The 20,991-nt window shown below is 64.6% G+C and carries 20 protein-coding genes and 1 pseudogene; 9 read left to right on the top strand and 12 right to left on the bottom strand.

Going from position 1 to position 20,991, the window contains the following annotated elements:
- The first annotated feature begins 15 nt into the window (after nt 1-15).
- Genes F0311_RS13520 through F0311_RS13505 form a run of 4 tightly spaced genes read left to right on the top strand, consistent with a single transcriptional unit; the run spans nt 16 to nt 4,032 of the window.
- Nucleotides 16-1,113, top strand: a complete 1,098-nt coding sequence (locus tag F0311_RS13520) for a FecCD family ABC transporter permease (protein ID WP_191089934.1) — start codon at nt 16-18, stop codon at nt 1,111-1,113.
- The gene (locus F0311_RS13515; RefSeq protein WP_150462454.1) at nt 1,110-2,237 is read left to right on the top strand and encodes a FecCD family ABC transporter permease; all 1,128 of its coding nucleotides are present in this window, start codon (nt 1,110-1,112) and stop codon (nt 2,235-2,237) included. The genes F0311_RS13520 and F0311_RS13515 overlap by 4 nt, the downstream gene beginning before the upstream one ends.
- Complete coding sequence (locus F0311_RS13510) at nt 2,234-3,142, top strand: ABC transporter ATP-binding protein (protein WP_150462453.1); 909 nt, start codon at nt 2,234-2,236, stop codon at nt 3,140-3,142. Before F0311_RS13515 ends, F0311_RS13510 begins: the two co-directional genes overlap by 4 nt.
- Entirely contained in the window at nt 3,139-4,032 is an 894-nt protein-coding gene (locus F0311_RS13505) for a siderophore-interacting protein (protein ID WP_150462452.1), read from the top strand. The genes F0311_RS13510 and F0311_RS13505 overlap by 4 nt, the downstream gene beginning before the upstream one ends.
- 9 nt (nt 4,033-4,041) lie before the next feature.
- Here F0311_RS13505 and F0311_RS19145 read toward each other — a convergent pair whose 3' ends face one another.
- The 9 genes and pseudogenes from F0311_RS19145 to F0311_RS13465 all read right to left on the bottom strand — a co-directional run bounded on the left by F0311_RS19145 (nt 4,042) and on the right by F0311_RS13465 (nt 12,520).
- Complete coding sequence (locus F0311_RS19145) at nt 4,042-4,662, bottom strand: ATP-binding cassette domain-containing protein (protein ID WP_396897451.1); 621 nt, start codon at nt 4,660-4,662, stop codon at nt 4,042-4,044.
- 78 nt (nt 4,663-4,740) lie between these two features.
- A pseudogene (locus F0311_RS19140) lies at nt 4,741-5,592 on the bottom strand (ATP-binding cassette domain-containing protein); the annotation flags it as partial.
- Nucleotides 5,593-5,804: 212 nt separating this feature from the next.
- A complete protein-coding gene (locus tag F0311_RS13495; RefSeq protein ID WP_150462450.1) occupies nt 5,805-6,131 on the bottom strand; it encodes a metal-sulfur cluster assembly factor in 327 nt (108 codons plus the stop codon).
- A 57-nt stretch (nt 6,132-6,188) separates the two neighbouring features.
- Nucleotides 6,189-6,716 carry a Fe-S cluster assembly sulfur transfer protein SufU gene (sufU, locus tag F0311_RS13490; protein WP_223881356.1) on the bottom strand — a complete coding sequence of 176 codons (528 nt, stop codon included), beginning with the start codon at nt 6,714-6,716 and terminating at the stop codon, nt 6,189-6,191.
- Nucleotides 6,709-7,965, bottom strand: a complete 1,257-nt coding sequence (locus F0311_RS13485; protein WP_150462449.1) for a SufS family cysteine desulfurase — start codon at nt 7,963-7,965, stop codon at nt 6,709-6,711. Before F0311_RS13485 ends, sufU begins: the two co-directional genes overlap by 8 nt.
- A 53-nt stretch (nt 7,966-8,018) precedes the next feature.
- Nucleotides 8,019-8,786 (bottom strand): Fe-S cluster assembly ATPase SufC, encoded by a 768-nt coding sequence (gene sufC / locus F0311_RS13480; protein ID WP_150462448.1) that lies wholly within the window; start codon nt 8,784-8,786, stop codon nt 8,019-8,021.
- Nucleotides 8,787-8,844: 58 nt separating this feature from the next.
- A complete protein-coding gene (gene sufD / locus F0311_RS13475; protein ID WP_150462447.1) occupies nt 8,845-10,140 on the bottom strand; it encodes a Fe-S cluster assembly protein SufD in 1,296 nt (431 codons plus the stop codon).
- 2 nt (nt 10,141-10,142) lie between these two features.
- Nucleotides 10,143-11,621, bottom strand: coding sequence for a Fe-S cluster assembly protein SufB (gene sufB, locus F0311_RS13470; protein WP_150462446.1), 1,479 nt, complete (start codon nt 11,619-11,621; stop codon nt 10,143-10,145).
- Nucleotides 11,618-12,520, bottom strand: a complete 903-nt coding sequence (locus tag F0311_RS13465) for a helix-turn-helix transcriptional regulator (RefSeq protein WP_150462445.1) — start codon at nt 12,518-12,520, stop codon at nt 11,618-11,620. Before F0311_RS13465 ends, sufB begins: the two co-directional genes overlap by 4 nt.
- Before the next feature lie 71 nt (nt 12,521-12,591).
- Here F0311_RS13465 and F0311_RS13460 point away from each other — a divergent pair, with 71 nt between their 5' ends.
- From F0311_RS13460 to F0311_RS13445, 4 genes are read left to right on the top strand one after another with little or no spacing between them, the layout of a single operon-like run.
- Nucleotides 12,592-13,641 carry a hypothetical protein gene (locus tag F0311_RS13460; protein WP_150462444.1) on the top strand — a complete coding sequence of 350 codons (1,050 nt, stop codon included), beginning with the start codon at nt 12,592-12,594 and terminating at the stop codon, nt 13,639-13,641.
- Nucleotides 13,642-13,690: 49 nt separating this feature from the next.
- Nucleotides 13,691-14,662, top strand: a complete 972-nt coding sequence (locus F0311_RS13455) for an ABC transporter ATP-binding protein (protein ID WP_223881355.1) — start codon at nt 13,691-13,693, stop codon at nt 14,660-14,662.
- Complete coding sequence (locus F0311_RS13450; protein ID WP_150462443.1) at nt 14,659-15,432, top strand: ABC transporter permease; 774 nt, start codon at nt 14,659-14,661, stop codon at nt 15,430-15,432. The genes F0311_RS13455 and F0311_RS13450 overlap by 4 nt, the downstream gene beginning before the upstream one ends.
- Nucleotides 15,423-16,388, top strand: coding sequence for a COX15/CtaA family protein (locus F0311_RS13445; protein WP_150462442.1), 966 nt, complete (start codon nt 15,423-15,425; stop codon nt 16,386-16,388). The genes F0311_RS13450 and F0311_RS13445 overlap by 10 nt, the downstream gene beginning before the upstream one ends.
- A 62-nt stretch (nt 16,389-16,450) precedes the next feature.
- Here the strand turns inward: F0311_RS13445 and F0311_RS13440 are convergent, their stop codons facing one another.
- Entirely contained in the window at nt 16,451-17,713 is a 1,263-nt protein-coding gene (locus F0311_RS13440; protein ID WP_150462441.1) for a YncE family protein, read from the bottom strand.
- Between the two features lie 8 nt (nt 17,714-17,721).
- A complete protein-coding gene (locus F0311_RS13435; RefSeq protein WP_150462440.1) occupies nt 17,722-18,147 on the bottom strand; it encodes an RDD family protein in 426 nt (141 codons plus the stop codon).
- A gap of 155 nt (nt 18,148-18,302) precedes the next feature.
- On the opposite strand from F0311_RS13435, the gene glnA reads away from it, so the two are divergent.
- A complete protein-coding gene (gene glnA, locus F0311_RS13430; protein WP_150462439.1) occupies nt 18,303-19,733 on the top strand; it encodes a type I glutamate--ammonia ligase in 1,431 nt (476 codons plus the stop codon).
- Between the two features lie 89 nt (nt 19,734-19,822).
- Here the strand turns inward: glnA and F0311_RS13425 are convergent, their stop codons facing one another.
- A complete protein-coding gene (locus F0311_RS13425) occupies nt 19,823-20,983 on the bottom strand; it encodes an acyl-CoA dehydrogenase family protein (protein WP_191089933.1) in 1,161 nt (386 codons plus the stop codon).
- Nucleotides 20,984-20,991 lie beyond the last annotated feature (8 nt).

Raw genomic sequence — 20,991 nt, 5'->3', positions numbered from 1 at the left:
TTCCGGAGTCGGTGGATGAGTGATGTCAGGTTGGAGCCTCACCCTGGGTCAGCGAGCCCCCGGAGCGAGGCTCCCTCCGGGGGCCCCGCTGAACTGCCTGTCAGTGCCTCCCGGGGCTTGGTCTCTCGCCGCGCGTTTGGGCTGCTGCTGGCTCTCATAACGCTGATCGCCCTCATCCTGTTGAGTGTGGTGGTGGGGTCCAAGGCGATCCCACTCGGTGAGGTGTTGGCTGCTCTGCGGCAGAACACGGGCGAGGGGGATGTGTATGTCATCTGGGAGATGCGCATCCCCCGCACCGTGGCCGGACTCTGTGTCGGTGCCTCCCTGGGTGTGGCTGGTGCGTTGATCCAGGCGATGACCCGCAACCCGTTGGCTGATCCGGGGATTCTGGGGGTCAACGCTGGAGCGGCGTTCTTCGTGGTGGTCGGTGTGGCGGTCTTCGGGGTCACCAGTATCAGCGGGTACGTGTGGTTCGCCTTCGCCGGGGCCCTTGTGGTCACCGTAGTGGTGTATCTGATCGGCTCCACTGGCCGGTGCGGAGCAGACCCGGTCCGTCTCACCCTGGCCGGAGTGGCCGTGGGCGCGGTCCTCTCCGGGCTGGTCACTGGCATGGTGCTGCTGAACCCCCGGGCTTTTGATCAGATGCGCAACTGGAATGCCGGGTCAGTGACCGGCCGGGGGTTCGATATCCTCCTGCCTGTTCTGCCGTTCCTGATGATTGGGCTGCTGATCGCCATCATCGCCGCTCGATCGTTGAACGCCATTGCCTTAGGTGATGACTTCGCGAACTCCCTGGGTGCCAACGTGACCCGCACCCGGATCCTCGGAGTCCTCGCCGTGACTCTGCTCGCCGGTGGGGCCACTGCCATCGCCGGGCCTATCGGATTCGTGGGGCTGATGGTTCCGCATATCGCCCGGTGGGTGGTGGGACCGGACCAGCGCTGGATCCTGGCCTATACGGTGCTGTTAGCACCGGCCCTCGTGGTGGCTGCCGACATCCTGGGCCGAGTGGTTATCCGTCCCGGAGAGATGCCGGTCGGGATCGTCACCGCCTTCCTCGGCGCACCCGTGCTCATCCTGCTCGTCCGACGCAAGAAAGCCAGCGGACTATGACCACCACCCTCAGACCAGAACCGGCGAAGCTCAACGGACGAACACCCACTCTCCCCCACCGCGGCACCCAGGCGCCACCTCGGGTGCACTTCGGGCGCCGGACCCTGATTCTCCGCCGGTTCGGGATGGCCTACCGGTTCAACCTCCGCTCATTAGTGGTCTGCTTGGTCATGGTCATACTCACGGTGCTGATCTCGTTGTGGGCGCTGGCCAGCGGGGATTACGAACTGACCATCCCTGAGGTATGGGGCGCTCTGCTCAACGACCCTGAGGCCGGATTCGCCCGCACCGTGGTGGTGGGCTGGCGGCTGCCCCGGGTGCTGGGCGCTGTGGTCTTCGGTGCCGCCCTAGGAGCCTCCGGGGCGATCTTCCAGTCCCTGACCCGCAACCCGCTGGCCTCACCGGATATCATCGGGTTCTCCACCGGCTCCTACACCGGAGCCTTGGTGGTGATCATCGTCATCGGCGGCGGGTATCTCCACCTGGCCGCAGGCGCACTCGTTGGTGGAATCCTCACGGCCCTTGCCGTCTACCTGCTGGCTTGGCGGCGCGGTGTCCAGGGCTTCCGGCTGATCATCGTGGGCATCGGCATCAGCGCCATGCTGGCCTCGTTGAACACCTGGCTGATCCTGCGGGCAGATCTGGATGTGGCCATGAGCGCTGCCGCCTGGGGCGCAGGCTCGCTGAACGCCACTACCTGGGACCAGCTCACCCACGGCACCCTCGCCATTCTGATCCTCTTTGCCCTTCTGATGGGACTGGCGCCGTCTCAGCGTCAGCTGGAGCTCGGCGATGATGCCGCTAAGGCCACCGGTGTCAAAGGCGAGACCTCCCGGCTGGCCCTGGTGGTTGTCGGTGTGGCCCTGACCGCTACCGTCACCGCCTCGGCCGGGCCGATCTCCTTCATAGCCCTGGCCGCACCACAGATCGCCCGCCGACTGGCCCGCACCCCCGGAGTCACCCTGGTACCTGCGGCCATCACCGGAGCACTGGGGCTGGCCGCTGCTGACTACACCGCCCAGCACCTGCTGCCCTCCGCCCTTCCTGTCGGGGTGGTCACCGTGGTCCTCGGCGGTGGGTACCTGGTATGGCTGCTGATCCACGAAATGAGAAAACGCCCATGACACACACCACCACAACCGATACCCCTACGGTCAGTACAGACCCCGCCCAGCCGCAGGCCGACGTCCCCACGGCTGGTCCCAGGTTGCAGGTCCAGGATGCGACCATCGGCTATGACAAACGCAGTATCAGCCACGACCTCTCAGTCCAGATTCCGGATGAGTCCTTCACCGTGATCATCGGACCCAACGCCTGCGGCAAGTCCACCCTGCTGCGCGCGCTCTCCCGGCTGTTGAAACCCTCGAGTGGGCAGGTGATACTCGATGGGCAGACCATTACCGCCTATAAGTCCAAGGAAGTCGCCCGCAAAGTCGGACTGTTACCCCAGACCTCTGTAGCCCCTGACGGCATCACCGTGGCCGACTTAGTCGCCCGGGGACGGTTCCCCCACCAGAGCTTCATCAAACAATGGAGTCGAGACGATGAAACAGCCGTGTACCAAGCCATGGAAGCCACCGGGATCACCGAGCTCTCCCACCGGCTGGTCGACGAACTCTCCGGAGGACAACGCCAACGCGTCTGGGTCTCGGTGGCTCTGGCTCAGCAGACCGAGATCCTACTATTGGATGAGCCCACCACCTTCCTGGACATCACCCACCAGATTGAACTGCTGGAGCTCTTCACCGACCTGCACCAACAGGGCCACACCCTGGTGGCGGTCTTGCACGACCTCAACCATGCCGCACGGTATGCCACCTACATGATCGCCATGCGCCACGGAGACATCATCACCCAAGGCACCCCAGAACACGTCGTCACCCAAGAGACAATCAAACAGGTCTTCGACCTCGACTGCCGTGTCGTCCCCGACCCCGTAGCCGGAACACCGCAGGTAGTGCCGCTGGGCCGAGACCGCAGCCGCAGAACCACCGAGAAGACACCCGGACGACAGGAGCGGCAGGTATGAGCATCAATACACGCAGGACCTTCGAGGGCCCCAACCGCACTGGGGAGCAGCAGTTGAACTTCCTGCCCAGGATCGCGCGGCGGGACCTCGACGTGGTACGTGCAGAGGAGATCACCCCTCGATACCGCCGGATCGTGCTGACCGGGGATGTGCTGGCCGAGGGCTACCCCCTGGTGCGCTTCGCCTGCAACGATCACATCAAGGTCTACTTCCCCGATCCTCAGACCGAAAAGATTGTGGCCTATCGGGAGATCGGGAACGATGAATGGGAGCTCGACAGCGTTGATGGAGAACCGATCCGCCGCGACTACACGCCACGAGCCTTCAACCTCGAAGCCCGTGAGCTGACCATCGACTTTGTGATCCACGAGCACGGTGTCGCCGGACTCTGGGCGCGCCGGGCCAAGCCAGGTGACGAGATCGTGGTGATGGGACCACGGGCCAATTGGCTGCTGCCGGAGAACTACACCCACTACTGGGCGGTCGGTGATGAGACTGCCCTGCCGGCCATCTCCAGGCTGATCGAGGAAGCACCGGAAGGCGCCCACATTACCGCCGTGGTGGAGATCGCCGACGCCGCTGAGGAGCAGCAGATCATCCCCGCCCCCGGAGTCAGCGTTGACCTGCACTGGGTGCACCGTGACACCGACCCCGTCGGGAGGGGCCACGGCAGTGCCCTGGAGACCGCCATACGGGGTGTGGAGGTCCCGGCTGACACCTCAGACCTGTATGTGTTCGCCGCCGGTGAGGCCGGTGCGATGAAGCCGATCCGCCGGTATCTGCGCCGCGAACTCGACCTGCCCAAGCGCCAGCTGGCCGTGGACGGGTACTGGAAGCGCGGTGTGGCCGACCATGATCATCACACCAACACCTTCGACGACGAACACTGAACCGGAGTCTCACTCTAAGGTGATCAGGTCCTCGTACTCACTGCTGTAAAGATCTTCCGCGCCGTCGGGCAGCAGCAGCACCCGTTCGGGGCCCAGGGCCTGCACTGCTCCGGGGTCATGGGAGATCAGCACGACGGCACCCTCATAGGTGCGCAGAGCCGCCAGAATCTCCGCACGGGAGGCTGGATCCAGGTTGTTGGTGGGCTCATCCAGCAGCAGCACATTGGCGCTGGAGGCCACCAGAGTAGCCAGGGCCAGCCGGGTCTTCTCCCCACCGGAGAGCACCCCGGCGGGTTTGGCGACGTCGTCGCCTGAGAAGAGGAAGCTGCCCAGGATCTTCCGCTGGTCGGTGTCGTTGAGGAAAGGGGCGGCGGACTTCATGTTCTCCAGCACCGAGCGGTCAGTGTCCAGAGTGTCGTGCTCCTGGGCGAAATAGCCGAGCTTCAGACCGTGCCCGTGCACCACCTCACCGCTGTTGGGCTGAGACACCCCGGCCAGCAGGCGCATCAGGGTGGTCTTGCCGGCACCGTTGTAGCCCAGAATCACAACCCGGGAGCCGCGGTCGATGGCCAGGTCCAGCCCGGTGAAGATCTCCAGGGAGCCATAAGACTTGCTCAGCGCCTTGGCCATCAGTGGGGTCTTGCCGCAGGCCGAGGGCTTGGGGAAGCGGATATTCGCCACCCGGTCGGCCTGGCGCTCGCCCTCCAGCCCGGCCATCATCCGGTCGGCACGTTTGAACATGGATTGGGCGGCGGTGGCTTTGGTGGCCTTGGCCCGCATCTTCTCGGCTTGGGTGCGCAGTGCGGAGGCCTTCTTCTCCGCATTGGCGTATTCCCGTTTGCGCCGGGCCTCGTCCTGCTCGCGCTGGGCCAGGTACTTCTTCCAGGTCATGTTGTAGACGTCCACGGTCTGGCGCATCGCATCCAGGTAAAGCACTTTGTTGACCGTGGACTCGATGAGCTCCACATCGTGGCTGATCATCAGCACTCCGCCGGGAAAAGTTCTGAGGTGCTCGCGCAGCCAGGCGATGGAGTCGGCGTCGAGGTGATTGGTGGGCTCGTCCAGCAGCAGAGTGTCGGCCTGGGAGAAGAGGATGCGAGCCAGTTCCACGCGGCGCCGCTGCCCGCCGGAGAGAGTATTCAGCGGTTGGGTGAGGATGCGTTCAGGCAGATCCAGGTTGGCGCAGATGGTAGCCGCCTCAGACTCAGCGGCGTATCCCCCGGCGGCCTCGAACCGGGTCTGCAGCTTTTCGTAGCTGCGCATGGCTTTATTGCTGACTGTGGCATCATCGGAGGCCATGTCCTGTTCGGCCTGGCGGATTTTGCGCACCACCACGTCGAGCTCACGAGCGGAAAGGATGCGGTCGCGGGCCAGCTGGTCCATGTTCTCGACCCTGGGATCCTGGGGCAGGTAGCCGATCTCTCCGCGGCGGTTCACATGGCCGGCGGCGGGCTGGGTCTGCCCGGCCAGCACTTTGGTCATTGTGGTCTTGCCGGCGCCGTTGCGTCCGACCAGTCCGATCTTGTCACCGGAGTCGATGCGAAAACCGACGCTGTCCATCAGAAGTCGCGCGCCAGCTCGCAGTTCCAGCCCGGTTACGTTAATCAATCCGTTGAAGTCCTAAGTGACAGAGGAAATTAACGCCTGCTAGCGAAGCGGTGCAGACGCTTTAGACATGATAGCCACGGCAACGCGGCCGAGAGGCGAGCGGACGACCCGATTGAGGGTTGACACACCGTAGTGCGACACCTGCGCCCGCCGCCGGGACAGACTCAGATATTAAAGCCGAGGGCGCGCATCTGCTCCTTGCCGTCCTCAGTGATCTTCTCCGGGCCCCAAGGCGGCATCCATACCCAGTTCAGCCGCCATTCGTCCACCATGGTGCCCACATGCTGACCGACCTGCTCCTCGAGCACATCGGTGAGCGGGCAGGCGGCGGTGGTCAGGGTCATATCGATGACCAGGGCGCCGTCGTCCTCATAGCGCAGCCCGTAGAGCAGCCCGAGGTCCACCACGTTGATGCCCAGTTCGGGATCGATGACCTCCTTGAGAGCTTCCTCGATATCCTCAAGCGGTGTCTGTGTTGCTGTCTCGCTCATCTTCCTCATCCTTCCCGCTGCTGTGCTGCGACGGGTATAACGTCTGGTCTCTTCCTACTATGCCTGAGAGTGCTGGGCTTGGGCTAGGGCGCCACGCAGTGCCATCCAGCCCAGCAGCGCGCATTTGACCCGTGCGGAGTACCGTCCGACCCCGGTGAAGGCGCCAAGATCGTCCAACAGGTCCATCTTGTCCTCCTCGAGCTCCTGACCCCGGTTGTGGATCAGCTCCCGGAAGGTCTCTGCGAGCTTCTCGGCCTCAGCAACCGGCTCACCGTCAACCATCTCGTACATCAGGGACAGGGATGCCTGGGAGATGGAACATCCCTTACCGGTCCAGGCCAGGGAGTCCACCACGCTATCGGCCACCCTCACCTGGACAGTGCACTCATCACCGCAGGTCGGGTTGACCTGGAATGATTCTCCGTCAGGGGCTTCGAGCTCACCCTCCCCCGAGCGGGCGCGGGAGTGGTCCAGGATGACCTGCTGGTAGAGCTGCTCCATCGCAGTGCTGGCCCCGGCGGCGGGGAAGCCCCGCTCGCCTCTCGGCTGACCTTCGCCAGCCTTCGCGCCTAAAGGTTCAGTCAAAGAACTTCACCACCTGGTGCAGGCCCTTGATGAAAGCCTCGATGTCTTCAGGGCCGCTGTAGACCCCTGCGGAGGCCCGGGCGGAGGCATGTACGCCGAAGGCCCGGTGCACCGGCTGGGCGCAGTGATGGCCCACCCGGACTGCGATGCCCTGATCGTCGAGTACCTGGCCCACATCGTGGGGGTGCACCCCGGGGACGTCGAAGGCCACCACGGCCAGCCGGTCGGTGGTCTCTGTTGGCCCCAGTACCTGGACACCTGGCAGCTCGGCGATGCCTTCCAGCAGCAGCTTGGCCAGCTGGTCCTCATGGGCAGCGAGGTTCGCCATGCCCAAGCCGTTGAGGTAGTCCACTGCGGCGTGCATGCCTACGGTCTGCGCCACCATCTGCGTGCCCGCCTCAAACCTCTGGGGTGGGGGCATAAAGGTGGTGGACTCCATGGTCACGATCTCCACCATGGACCCGCCGGTGAGGAAGGGCGGCAGTGCTTCGAGCAGTTCGCGGCGCCCGTAGAGCACCCCGACCCCGGTGGGGGCGAGCATCTTATGCCCGGAGAAGGCTGCGAAGTCCACGCCGAGCTCGCCGAAGTTCACCGGCAGATGGGCGGCGGACTGGCAGGCGTCCAACACGGTGTAAGCGCCAACCTCGCGGGCGCGGGTCACAATAGGGGCCACATCGGTGATGGCTCCGGTGACGTTGGAGGCGTGGGTGAAGGCCACCACCCGAGTACGCTCGGTGATGACATCGAGCTTCTCCAGGTCCAGGCGTCCTTCTGCGGTGACCGGGATCCAGCGCAGCACGGCACCGGTCTTGGCGGCTAGTTCCTGCCAGGGCACCAGATTGGCGTGGTGCTCCAGCTCGGTGACCACAATCTCGTCACCCGCTGCCAGACGGAACCTGGCGGCGTCACCGCCTCCCCTGCCGAGGGTGGCGTTGAGGAAGCCGTAGGCCACCAGGTTCAGGCCTTCGGTGGCGTTCTTGGTCCAGACGATCTCTCCGAAGTCCGCACCCACGAACTGTGCCACAGCGTCCCGGGCAGCCTCGTAGGCCTCAGTGGCCTCCTCAGCGATCTGGTGGGCGCCGCGGTGCACCGCAGCATTGTGCCGCAAGTTGAAGGTGCGCTCAGCCTCCAGCACCGCAGCCGGCTTCTGGCTGGTGGCGCCGGTGTCCAGGTACACCAACGGCTTCCCCCCGCGGACGGTACGGTCCAGCAGCGGGAAGTCCCCGGCGACGTTGAGGAGTTTAGTCACGCAAGCCTTTCAACGCTGTGGCAGTGGATAAGACAGTAAGGGAGCCGAGCGAACTAGCCCGCCACTGCAGCCGTTGCCAAGAAACGATCGTAGCCATTGGCTTCGAGTTCGTCCGCCAGCTCGGGCCCGCCCTGCTCGGCCACCCTGCCATCTACGAATACGTGCACGTAGTCGGGCTTGATGTAGTTGAGGATGCGGGTGTAGTGGGTGATGAGCAGGGTGCCCATGTTGTTCTCGGCGTGTGCCCGGTTCACACCCTCGGAGACCACGCGCAGGGCGTCGATGTCCAGGCCGGAGTCGGTCTCGTCCAGCACAGCGAACTTGGGCTTGAACAGCTCCAGCTGCAGGATCTCCACGCGCTTCTTCTCACCGCCGGAGAAGCCCTCGTTGACGTTGCGGTTGGCGAAGTCGGCGTCAATACGCAGCTTGGCCATGGCCTCCTTGACCTCTTTGGTCCAGGTGCGCAGCTTGGGGGCATCGCCGTCGATGGCGGTCTTGGCGGTGCGCAAGAAGTTGGTCATGGTGACCCCGGGGACCTCCACGGGGTACTGCATGGCCAGGAACAGGCCGGCCTGGGCGCGCTCATCGACCTCCATCTCCAGCACGTCCTCGCCGTCCAGCAGGATCTCACCGCTGGTGACCTCGTAGCGGGGGTGGCCCGCGATGGTGGCGGCCAGGGTGGACTTGCCGGAGCCGTTTGGGCCCATGATGGCGTGGATCTCACCGGAGTTGATGGTCAGGGACACGCCCTTGAGGATGTCCTTGGTGCCCTGATCGGTCTCGATGGAGACATGCAGGTCCTTGATCTCGAGAGTTGACATGGTGTTTCTGGTCCTTTTCATAAAAGTTCTCTAAAACGTTCGACGGGGCGATACGCGGCTAGTTGCCGAGGATCTCCAGTTCGGCCTCGAGGTCCTCCTGGAGGGACTCCTCGATGCTGGGCACGCCGATCTTCTGGATGACCTCGTTGAGGAAACCGCGGACCACCAGCTGGCGGGCGACCTTCTCCGGGATGCCGCGGGCCATGAGGTAGAACAGGTGGTTCTCATCGAACCGGCCGGTGGAGGAGGCGTGGCCCGCGCCTTCGATGAGGCCGGTCTCGATCTCCAGGTTGGGCACGGAGTCGGCGCGGGCGCCGTCGGTGAGCACCAGGTTCTGGTTCTTCTCATAGGAGTCGGTGCCCTCGGCCGCAGCACGGATGAGCACATCGCCGATCCACACTGTGCGGGCGGTCTCACCCTGCAGGGCTCCTTTGTAGAGCACATTGGAGGTGTTGCGCGGGGTGTTATGGTCCACGAAGGTGCGGTGCTCGATGTGCTGACCGGAGTCGGCAAAGTACAGCCCGTACATCTGCGCCTCAGCGCCCTCACCGGTGTAGCGGAAGTTGGTGTTCAGCCGAACCACGGACCCGCCCAGGGAGACGGCCACGTGCTTATAGCTGGCGTCCTGACCGACTGCGGCATCGTGCTGTCCAACATGAACGGCGTCGTCATCCCAGCGCTGCAGGGAGATCACGGTGACATCGGCGCCCTGGCCCACCTTGATCTCCACGTTGCCGTTGAAGTCTGCGCTGCCGCGGTGCTCGAGCACGAACACAGCCTTGGCGTTGGGCTCAGCCTCCAGCACAACGTGCGCGTTGCCCCGGGACCCGGCCTGGGTGCCGGTGATGTCCACCCTCAGCGGCTCATCGAGCTCGGTGCCCTCGGTGACCTTGAGGTAGAGCGCCTGCTCCACGTTCTTGTAGGCGACCACCGCGGCCCGGTCGGCCGGCTGCAGCACAGTGCCCCGGGGCGCCTCACCATCACGCAGGGTGGAGAGGACGACGCCGTCAACCCCCTCGGTGACCTGGTAGTCCACCGGCTCGGAGTCGGTGACTGCGTTGGCGGTAGGGGTGTCGCTGAGCACTCCGGCCAGCTTCTTCAGCGGAGTGAAACGCCACTCCTCCTCGCGTCCGGTGGGCTCTGGGAAGCCGGCGAGGTCGTACCCGATGTGCCGGTTGCCGCGGGAGCCGGAGCCTGAGGTGAGGGGCTTGGCGGCGGCGTCGAACCCGTGGCTGTGGTCGGCGGCCTGATTGGTGGCCGCTGTGAGGTTCTCGCCCTCCTCGGTGAAGCCGGGAATGGAGATGCGGCGGGAGCCGACTTCTACTCCGGCGACCTGCTCAGTGGTCTCTGTCATTGTTAGCCTACGGATCCTTCCATCTGCAGTTCGATGAGTCGGTTGAGCTCCAGGGCGTACTCCATGGGGAGTTCGCGGGCGATGGGCTCGATGAAGCCGCGCACGATCATGGCCATGGCCTCGTCCTCCGCCATGCCGCGGGACATCAGGTAGAACAGCTGATCCTCAGACACCTTGGAGACTGTGGCCTCGTGCCCCAGGGTGACATCGTCCTCGCGGATGTCGATGTAGGGGTAGGTGTCAGTCTTGGAGACGGTGTCCACCAGCAGGGCGTCGCAGACCACCGAGTTGGCCGATTTCTTGGCCTCAGCGTTGATCTGCACCAGTCCTCGGTAGGAGGCGCGGCCTCCGGAGCGGGCCACCGACTTGGAGACGATGGAGGATGAGGTGTTCGGGGCCATATGCACCATCTTGGAGCCGGTGTCCTGGTGCTGGTTGGCGCCGGCGAAGGCCACCGAGAGGGTCTCGCCCTTGGCGTGCTCGCCGGTGAGGTAGACCGCAGGGTACTTCATGGTGACCTTGGAGCCGATGTTGCCGTCTATCCACTCCATGGTGCCGCCGGCGTCGACCACAGCGCGCTTGGTGACCAGGTTGTACACGTTGGTGGACCAGTTCTGGATGGTGGTGTAGCGGACCCGGGCGTTCTTCTTCACCACGATCTCCACCACAGCTGAGTGCAGGGAATCGGTGTTGTAGATGGGTGCGGTGCAGCCTTCGATGTAGTGGACGTAGGAGTCCTCGTCGGCGATGATCAGGGTGCGCTCGAACTGGCCCATGTTCTCGGTGTTGATCCGGAAGTAAGCCTGCAGCGGGATCTCCACGTGTACACCCTTGGGCACGTACACGAAGGATCCGCCGGACCATACAGCGGTGTTCAGCGCGGCGAACTTATTGTCGCCCACCGGGATCACTGAGCCGAAGTACTCTTCGAAGAACTCCGGGTGCTCCTTCAGAGCGGTATCGGTGTCCATGAAGATCACACCCTGGGCCTCCAGGTCCTCGCGGATCTGATGGTAGACCACCTCGGACTCGTACTGGGCGGCCACACCTGCCACCAGGCGTTCACGCTCAGCCTCCGGGATGCCCAGCTTCTCGTAGGTGTTGCGGATGTCCTCGGGCAGGTCCTCCCAGGTCTGGGCCTGCTTCTCGGTGGAGCGGACGAAGTACTTGATGTTGTCGAAGTCGATCTCGGAGAGGTCCGCCCCCCAGGTGGGCAGCGGCTTGCGCTCGAAGTATCTCAGGCCCTTCTTGCGCAGTTTCAGCATCCACTCCGGCTCGGACTTCTTCGCGGAGATGTCCTCCACCACGGCGGCGTCCAGGCCGCGTTTGGCGGTGGCCCCGGCGGTGTCCGAGTCGGCCCAGCCGTACTCGTAGTTGCCCAGTCCCTGCAGCTCAGGGTTATCATCCAGGATCTTCTGGATGACCACGGGGTCTTCGGTGTTCCGCAGAGTTTCCTCTGCCTGTGCAATCTGCTCGGTCATGACAACCTCTCTTGTTGACGCGGAGAAATCACGATTCTCTTCCGGGGGGCGGTACGTGCCCCCGGTGAAGTCTGTTCTGAGTCCTGCTGGGCGCGGGCTGCGCGTTCGGCGGCGAGCTTTTCGCGGCCCACCGGGACGTGGGTGGTGCATACATGAGCGCCTGCGGCCTGGGTGGAGAGGCGACGAACGTCCACATTGAGCAGCCGGCCGATCATTGCCGTCTCCTCTTCGCAGAACACCGGATGGGCTTCTGCTATTTCCCGCACCGGGCAGTGCCCCTGGCAGAGCTGGGTGGACTGCATGGCCAGCAGCGGGTTGTCCCGGCCCACTAGGCGGGTGAAGCCGGCGAATCCGGCGGCGTTGAAAAACTCGGCGAGCTTCTCGGTGCGCCCGTCCAGATCTTCGATCTGTGCCAGTTCGTCGCTGCAGCGCTGTTCGAACTGGCTGAAGTAGGCCTGGGCCACTGCCCGGGCTGCCGCGCTGTCTTCGGTCTTGGACTCCCCTGCCCCGGTGCCTGCTGCATCCAGGGTGGTGGGGGGTTCGCCGTGCTCCTCTGCTGCGTGCTTCTCCAGGACTTCCAGGGCGGTGCGGACCAGGGCGAGGTAATCATCGCCCAGCTCCTGCTGGCCGCGGGAGGAGATCACGTAGCGGCGGGAGGGGCGGCCAGCGCCTTTGCGGCGGGAGGTGATGTTCTTGACCTCCACCAGTCCCTGCTCGGTCATGGCGTCCAGGTGGCGGCGGACAGCGGCTGCGGTGAGACCGAGCTCGCGGCCCAGTTGGGCGGCGCTGATCGGGCCTTCCTCAACGACCAGCTGGATGACCCGGTCCCGGGTAGAGCTGTCAGACTCGGGCACCTGGGCATCAACTGCCGGAGCACTCATCCCACCATTGAATTTCATAACTCTATTCTGACCTATTCAGAACAAGACCGCCAGGAAGGCAGGCCTAACCCCTGGATACACTGAGGGTCATGAACAGGGAAGCGGTACATGCGGCAGCACGGGGCTGGACTGCGGCGCTGGGGGTGTTTGCGCTGATGCTCTCCGCGGGATGCGGACAGGAGCCGGTGCCTGCACCTCCGGCGGCTCAGGAAATTCCAGACGAGGAGCTGCCGGAGACCGAGGAGACTGAGACTGCCGAACCCACCGAGGAAGAGGATGACGGGCGCTACCGGCTTGATGAGCGCCCTGACTTCGCTGAGCTGGAGAGTCGGGTCCGGGAGCTCTACGACGAGTACTACCTGGCCTACGGAGACGACACCATCTATGAGCTGACCCCGGCTGACGATAGCTACCTCGGCGAGTACTACGCCTGGGCCTTCGTCACCGAGATCGGCAATCATTACACCGAGATGCTCGATGCTGACCAGCTCACCAGCGAGGACCCTGATGAGCTGGACGAACAGATCGAGCAGACCCTGGAGCAGCTCGATGAGCTGGAGGTGCGGTTCACCGACGGCCAGCTGCTCAATGTTCCGGCAGAGGACCCGGAGGACTGGTACGAGTATGACGACCGACACCCAGACTTCTACGAGTGGGAGGAGCAGGCCGCCAGCTATGCCCCTGAGCTGGACAACGAGAGCACCTACTGGACCGCCGGGGAGGAACTGGCCGAGATCTTCAACCTAGAGGTGGTCGACGACTTCGACGAAGTGGTCTGCCTGGAGACCCACGATAACACCAGGGACACCGGCTACTACTGTGAGGCCACGCCGGAAGCCATCTACCTCAACCCCGACCACATCTACTTTGCGGATTATGTGCGCGATGTCTGGTGGTACGAACTGGTTCGTCATGAGATCGCCCACCACCAGATCCATATGAAATGCGGCTCGGTGGCCCCGCCGATCGTCGGAGACATGGTGGAGGCGGTCACCAGCTCCTATGCGGTGCTGTTCCTAGGTGCCGACCGTGACACCCTGGAATGGGGCGAGGAGCCAGGCTCGGAGTACATCATGACCGATGAATCCTTCGAAATCGCCGAGGCCATCGCCGAGGAGTACTGCTTCGAACTGCCCTGACTCCAACGCCGGTACTTCTACAACCTGTAGAAAACGGTAGACTGGTGCGGTGCCCGCATCTGCCCTCTGCCTGAGCCTCACCGGGGTGCGCTACGCTCTCGGCTCAGCCCGTTCAGCCAGTGGAGTCACTGAGATTCTCGCCGGGGTGGACCTCACCGCCAGGCGTGGGGAAGTCACCGTGATCATCGGCCCCAACGGGGCAGGAAAAACCACCACGCTGGGCTGTGCCCAGGGAATGATCCGTCCCTCCGCCGGCACGGTGCGGCTGCTGGGCCAGGACCCCTACCGCGCCGGTGCGGAACTTCGGGCCAGGGTCGGCGTGATGCTCCAGGACGGCGGACTCCCCCAGTCGGTGAAGCCCGTGACCCTGCTGCGCCATATCTCTGCCCTGCACCAATATCCCTGGCCGCTGAAGGACCTCACCGAACGCCTGGATCTGGGCAGCTTCCTCACCACCAGCGTGCGCCGGCTCTCCGGGGGGCAGAAACAGCGCATCGCGCTGGCCGCCGCACTCATCGGCAGGCCTGAGCTGGTTTTCCTGGACGAACCCTCGGCCGGACTCGACCCACAGTCCCGGCAGCTTGTCTTCGACCTCATCAGTGAGCTGCGCAGCTGCGGCACCGGCATTGTGCTGACCACTCACCTGCTGGAGGAGGCCCAGCAGCTGGCCGACTCCGTGCACATCCTCAAAGACGGCCAGGTGGTGCGGCATGGCACCGTGGCCGAGCTCACCCACCAGGGCTCCGCAGCCGCACGCAACGGCACAGTGCCTGCACGCCGGCTGACCTTCGCCTCCCCGCGCATCCTCACCGCCGCAGAGCTGAAGGCTGCCCCGCTTCCGGTGGCCCAGGACAACGGCACCAACCGGGCAGGCTCCTGCTGGGCCGTGGAGAACATCTCCACCCCGGCGGACCTGCAGGCACTGAGCTCTTGGTGGGCGCAGATTGACCTGCTGCCTGCTGAGATCAGCTTTGAGGCCCGCACGCTTGAGGACGTCTTCTGGGAGGTCTCCGCCCCGTGAGCACCCAGCCCAACACCACCGGTACGACGCCGCCTGCTCCCCGGCCTGCCCCTGCCCACCGACGGGTGCTCGCCCATGGTCTCTACGAGGCGCAGATCACCCTGCGCAATGGGGAGCAGCTGCTGGTCAGCCTGATCCTCCCGCTGCTGGTGCTCATCGGCCTGCACCGGGCCCATGCAATCACCGATATCGTCCCAGAGATCCAGACAACAGCTCCTGGGGTGCTGGCGCTGGCGGTGATGGCCTCAGCCTTCACCGGGGCCTCCATCGCCACCGGCTTCGAGCGCCAGTACCGGGTGCTGGCCTTCCTCTCCACCACTCCCCTGGGCCCCACCGGCCTGATCCTCGGCAAAGCGATCGCCGTGCTGTGCGTGATCCTGGTCCAACTCACTGTGCTCGGCGGAACCGGCCTGGCCCTGGGCTGGGAGCCTGATCCGGTGGGCCTGATCTGGCTGGGCTGCGGCGTGGTACTCGGTGCTGCTGCCTTCACCGCTCTGGGGCTGCTGATCGCCGGGACTGTCCGTGCCGAGGCCACCCTTGCGGTGACCAATGTGGCCTGGGTGCTGATGGGCGCCGCCGGGGGTGCGGTGATCCCGCTGTCCCATGAGGGTGCCGGTGCGCTGCTGCTGGGCCTGCCCTCGGCAGCACTGGGCGAGGCGCTGCGGGAAGCGGCCATCCACGGCACGCTCCCGGTGATCCCGCTGCTGATCCTCACGGCCTGGGTCGTGACCGCTGTACTGCTCGCCAGGAGGTTCTTCCGATGGACGTAATCACCCGCCGGCTGCCCGACCGGATCACCCGCACCACCAAGATCCTGGCCTGGGCCACGCTGATCTCCAATATCGGAATCATCCTCACTGGCGGCGCGGTGCGGCTGACCGACTCTGGCCTGGGCTGCCCGGAGTGGCCTCGCTGCACCGCCGATTCCTGGGTCTCCACCCCGGAGATGGGCATCCATGGGGCCATCGAGTTCGGCAACCGGATGCTCACCTATGTGCTGATCGCGATCAGTGTGGCGATGTTCCTGACTGTGGTGCGGCTCTGGTCCACCCACCGCTCCCTGGTGGTGCGCACTCTGATCATCGGTTTCGGCATTCCGCTGCAGGGTGTCATCGGCGGGATCACCGTCTGGACCAATCTCAACCCCTGGGTGGTGGCCCTGCACTTCCTGGCCTCAGCCGGACTGGTGATGGTGGCCACCGGACTGCTGGTGCGGATCAATCTGGAGCTGGCGCATGCCGGCCAGCCCGGGCAGTCAGTGGTGGACGGGGAGCACGATGCCGCTACCCGCCAGCTGGCAGCCATTGTACTGACCGCCAGCTGGATCGCGGTGGTGCTGGGGACTGTGGTCACCGGCACCGGTCCGCATGCCGGTGACCCGGGCTCACCACGCCATGAGTTCAACGCTGAGCTGGTCACCCGGCTGCATGTGATCCCGGTCTATGTGCTCTGCGCGGCCGCAGTCTTCCTGGCGATCCGCCAGTTCCGGCTGCGGACCTCCACCGCCCAGCGCAGGTCGGTGTGGTTCCTCATTGCGGTGATCCTGGCCCAGGGGACGATCGGCTACTGGCAGCACTGGACGGGGCTGCCCATCCTGCTGGTGTGGCTGCATATGCTCGGCTCCGCAGTGCTCATCGTGGCGGCGACTCTGGTCTTCGACCGCTACCTCGGCCATTACCGGACTCGAGGGCTTACCACACAGGCATCAGCCAGCACGCCGGGTTGAGCGAAGTGAGATGCCAGGGAAGCGGGACCGGGCCCGTCACCGAGCTGAGCGCCGCAGCTCGCTCAGCGTGACAGGGTGTCGTCGTAGACGCCTATTGTGCCTGAGTAGTTTGCCACCCAGACAGTACCGGTCATCGGGTCATAGCTGACTCCGATGGGCAGGTGGCCGGTGGGCTGGCGCTGGATCTCTTCAAGGGTCTCGGCATCGAACTTCGAGACGGTGTCCTCGTAGTAGTTCACCACGTAGAGGGCGGTGCCGTCGGCGGAGATGTCCATGGTGCGCGGCTCGCGTCCGGTGGTGGTGGAGGCAATGACTTCATCGGTCTCGGTGTCGAAGGCCACCAGCAGGTCGGAGCGGCTGAAGGTCACATAGAGCACCTCGGCCTCCGGGGAGAGCACCAGGTGCCGGGGGAAGCTGGCCTGGTCGTAGATGACCTCGGCATCCCCGGTCTCCAAATCTACTTTCCAGAGCTGATTGGCGTACATCGCGGTGACGTAGACCGTGCGATTATCCGGCATCGCAGCAATGCCGCGGGGCTGGGAGCTCAGCGGTACCCGCATCTCCTCTTCGCCGGTGGCGGTGTCCACCACTGAGAGGTCGAAGTCGCACCAGTTGGTGACCAGCAGCCGGGACTCATCCGGGGTCAGGGCCTGGAACTTGGGCACTCGGCCGACTTCAATGAACTGGTCCCAGTCCTGCTCGGCCACGCTGTAGCGGTAGACCGCTGAGGGTGGGACTTCCTCGCCGTTGCGGCAGTCGTCATAGGCGGCGGCACCGATACCGGCCAGGTCGTACTGGGAGACATAGGCATGCTGGCCGTCAGCAGTCCACACTGCTTCCACCGGGGCGCCCTGCACTGTGTCCGGGTAGCCTTCCACACCCAGGGCGCCGGGGCTGATCGCGTCGGAGAGCTCCTGGACCAGCTCTCCTGTCTCGGTGTCATAGACGGTGACGGTGTGCTGGTACATCATGTTGTTGGCGATGGCCAGGCCATGCCCGCTGGCCACCACCGATTTGGGGCTGATCGCCGGTTCGCTGATGGTCTCTACCTGTTCGAAACCGGTGGTGCTGGCCGCCGGAAGCTCCGGCAGCTCAGGCTCTGCGGGGGCGTCGTCATCGGCTCCCTGACTGTCCTGCTCTGCATTCTCCCCTTCGGAGGCATCTCCTTCTGGGTCAGCGCCCTCAATGGTGGGGCCAGGGATGGTGGCTCCGGCGCTGTCTTCCTCCGGCGCCTGGAAACTCCCACAAGAGGTGGCCAGTAGAAGCCCGGCCAGCGCGGCTGCTGCCAAGGCGGTGCTGCGGGGCGGCGGAGCGTGGTGGGCCATGAGGTTCCTCACATGATCACTTGGACAGTCCCTGTGATTCTGTCATGCAGACCGCGCCCTTCCGGGGATATCACGACCACCGGAATCACGGCCAGCAGAAGCAGCGTGCGCAGCAGCGCCCAGTGCGGGCCTGGGATCGTGGCAGGCTCGGAGTCGCGCAGCCGGACCACCTGGATGCGGGCCAGTCGTTTGCCGATGGTCACTCCCAGCAGCCCCACCAGGGTCACGTGCATCAGCACGAAGAGCCCTAAGGTGACCCAGACGTCATAGTTGAACCAGGTCAGCGAAATCAGCGAGGCGATGGCCCAGTCGATGAACAGTGCCAGGATCCGCCGGCCCCAGGGGGCCAGTGCGCCGGGGCCTGAGGGGGGCAGACCTAACTGTTCCCCCGGGTAGCTGGGCGCGGCAGCGTCGTCATCTCCTGGTGTGCTCACGGTGCTCAAGTCTATCGGCGTGCAAACTCTGTAACCTTCTGGAAACAATTGCGTGACGGGAGGGAAACTCGCTGCTCGGTAAGGTTAGGAAGAGCGCCGGGTGCCCAGGCTCTCGGTTCCCATGTACAGTCACTCGACAAGGAGCACGGACAGACATGTTTTCAAGCCCGGAAGAAGCCCTGAAGTTCATCGAGGAAGAGGACGTCAAGTTTGTTGACATCCGATTCACCGACCTGCCAGGTCTGCAGCACCACTTCAACGTCCCCGCCCATACTGTGGATCTCGACTTCTTCGAGAACGGCCAGCTGTTCGACGGCTCCTCCATCCGTGGGTTCCAGGGCATCCAGGAATCCGATATGCAGCTGATCCCGGACCCCTCCACCGCTTTCGTGGATGAGTACCGCGCAGCCAAGACCCTGGTGATGACCTTCTCGATCATCAACCCGCGCACCGGAGAGCCCTACGGCCGCGACCCGCGCGGTGTGGCCCAGAAGGCCGAGGAGTACCTGGCCTCATCCGGTATTGCTGACACCGCCTTCTTCGGCCCGGAGGCCGAGTTCTTCCTGTTCGACTCAGTGGCCTTCAAGTCCTCCCCCCAGGAGTCCTTCTACTCCCTGGGCGCCAAGGAGGCTGTCTGGGGCAACGAGAACTCCGGCGAGTTCGAGGGTGTGCCGGATGCACATAAGCTGGCCACCAAGGGCGGCTACTACCCGGTCTCCCCACAGGATAAGTCCGCTGAGGTCCGCGATGAGATCGTGCTGGCCCTGGAACGGGCCGGACTGTCCGTGGAGCGTTCCCACCATGAGGTGGCAGGCCCCGGCCAGCAGGAGATCAACTACAAGTTCAACACCCTGACCCTGGCTGCCGACGACATCCAGAAGTTCAAGTACGTGGTGAAGAACACTGCTGCTGCCTACGGCCTCTCCGCCACCTTCATGCCCAAGCCGATCTTCGAGGAGAACGGCTCCGGTATGCACGTGCACCAGTCCCTGTGGAACGGCGAGGAGCCGCTGTTCTTCTCCGAGACCGGCTACGCCAACCTCTCGGACACCGCCCGCTGGTACATCGGCGGCATCCTGAAGCACGCTCACGCCCTGCTGGCCTTCACCAACCCCACGGTGAACTCCTATAAGCGCCTGGTCAAGGGCTACGAGGCCCCGGTCTCCCTGGTCTACTCCCAGGGCAACCGGTCTGCGGCCATCCGCATCCCGATCACCGGTTCCAACCCCAAGGCCAAGCGCATCGAGTTCCGTGCGCCCGACTCCTCCGGCAACCCCTACCTGGCTTTCACCGCCATGCTGATGGCCGGCCTGGACGGGATCAAGAACCGGATCGAACCGCATGAGCCGGTGGACAAGGACCTCTATGAGCTTCCCGCTGAGGAGCTGAAGGACATCCCGCAGGCTCCCGGCTCACTGGATGAGGCTCTGGAGGCTCTGGAGGCTGACCACGAGTTCCTGCTCGAGGGCGGCGTGTTCACCGAGGAGCTGATCGAGGCCTGGATCGAGTACAAGCGCGAAGAGGAGATCGAGCCTCTGGCGCTGCGCCTGAACCCCTACGAGTTCGAGCTGTACTTCAGCGTCTGAGTCTGACTGACGCCATACGGAGGTGGGTCTCACCCATTGGGGTGGGGCCCACCTCCGCGTTTCGTGGCAGAAACAACGACGACGGCGGGTTACTTCAGCGGACCCAGGAGGTAGTTGGCCAGGGTGCGGTGGGCGGACTCGTCATCGGAGGGGTGGTGGATGCCGGCCAAGGCATCCCGGTAAAGCCGAGACAGCTCCGAGGTACGTCGGTACTGTGCACCCCCGCTAGTCCCCAGGGCAGCATCGAGCACAGCCCGGGCAGTACGGGTGGCTGTGGTGCGCAGGGTCACCAGTCGTGGAAACCAGGAGGGGCCATGCTCCGCACCTGCCTCCACCTCGGCTGCGATACTGCGCAGCTGGGCGTCCAAGGCCAGTTGCCGCAGCTGGGCCTCGGCCAGCTTGTAGCGGATATCCGGGTCCTGATCCAGGGTCTCCCCGGTGGTCAGCGCCTCTCTGGCGGCGGCATGCTCGGCTCCAAGCTGCAGGGCACGGTCACCAATGCCGGTGTAGACCGCGGACAGCAGGGTCAGGAATGAGGAGAAGATCGCAAAGACCAGCGGATCCTGATTAGGACCGGTGGGCAGCCGGCGTACGATCCGCTGCGCCGGGACGGTGGCGCCGTCGAGCAGCGTGCTGTTCGAGTGGGTGGCCCGCATACCCAGCACATCCCAATCATCAGCCGCCCGCCAGCCCTCAGCCTCCCGAGGAAGGAACCCGAAGATCAGCGGAGTCTCGCCCTCTTCTCCGGTAGCGGCAGTGTCCTTGCCGAAGAGCCCCAGCCTGGTCCATGCCGGGGACAGAGTGGTGAAGATCTTGGTGCCGGTGAAGCTCACCGAGCCATCATCATTGGCCTGCGCCGCAGTGCTGGAATCGAAGAGCACGGCGTCGTTGCCTGGCTCAGAGATGCCGAAGGCAAAAATGTGCCCCTCGGAGCTCTCGGTGAGCACCTGCTCGAACTCGGGATGTCCCCTACGCACCATCTGCCGGCCCACCGAGACCCAGACATGGTGCATATTCACTGCCAGTGCGGTGGCCGGGGCGTAGGCGGAAAGCCTCCGCTGCGTTTCCACCAGCTGGCGCAAATCCCATCCCAATCCGCCGAACTCTTCGGGCACCAGTGCTTTGAGGTAACCTGCCTGCTGCAGCTCATCGAGATCCTCGGCGCAGAACTCATTGCGCTCGTCGTAGCCGGGGGCGCGCTCCCGGATACGGTGCAGCAGGTCCGGGGTCAGAACGTCGCTGATGCTCACATATGCTC

It is taken from the genome of Nesterenkonia ebinurensis, assembly GCF_008711175.1.
In the GTDB taxonomy this organism is placed as follows: domain Bacteria; phylum Actinomycetota; class Actinomycetes; order Actinomycetales; family Micrococcaceae; genus Nesterenkonia; species Nesterenkonia ebinurensis.
The sequence above is the reverse complement of the archived record's forward strand: the minus strand, read 5'-3'. Positions and strand labels throughout refer to the sequence as shown.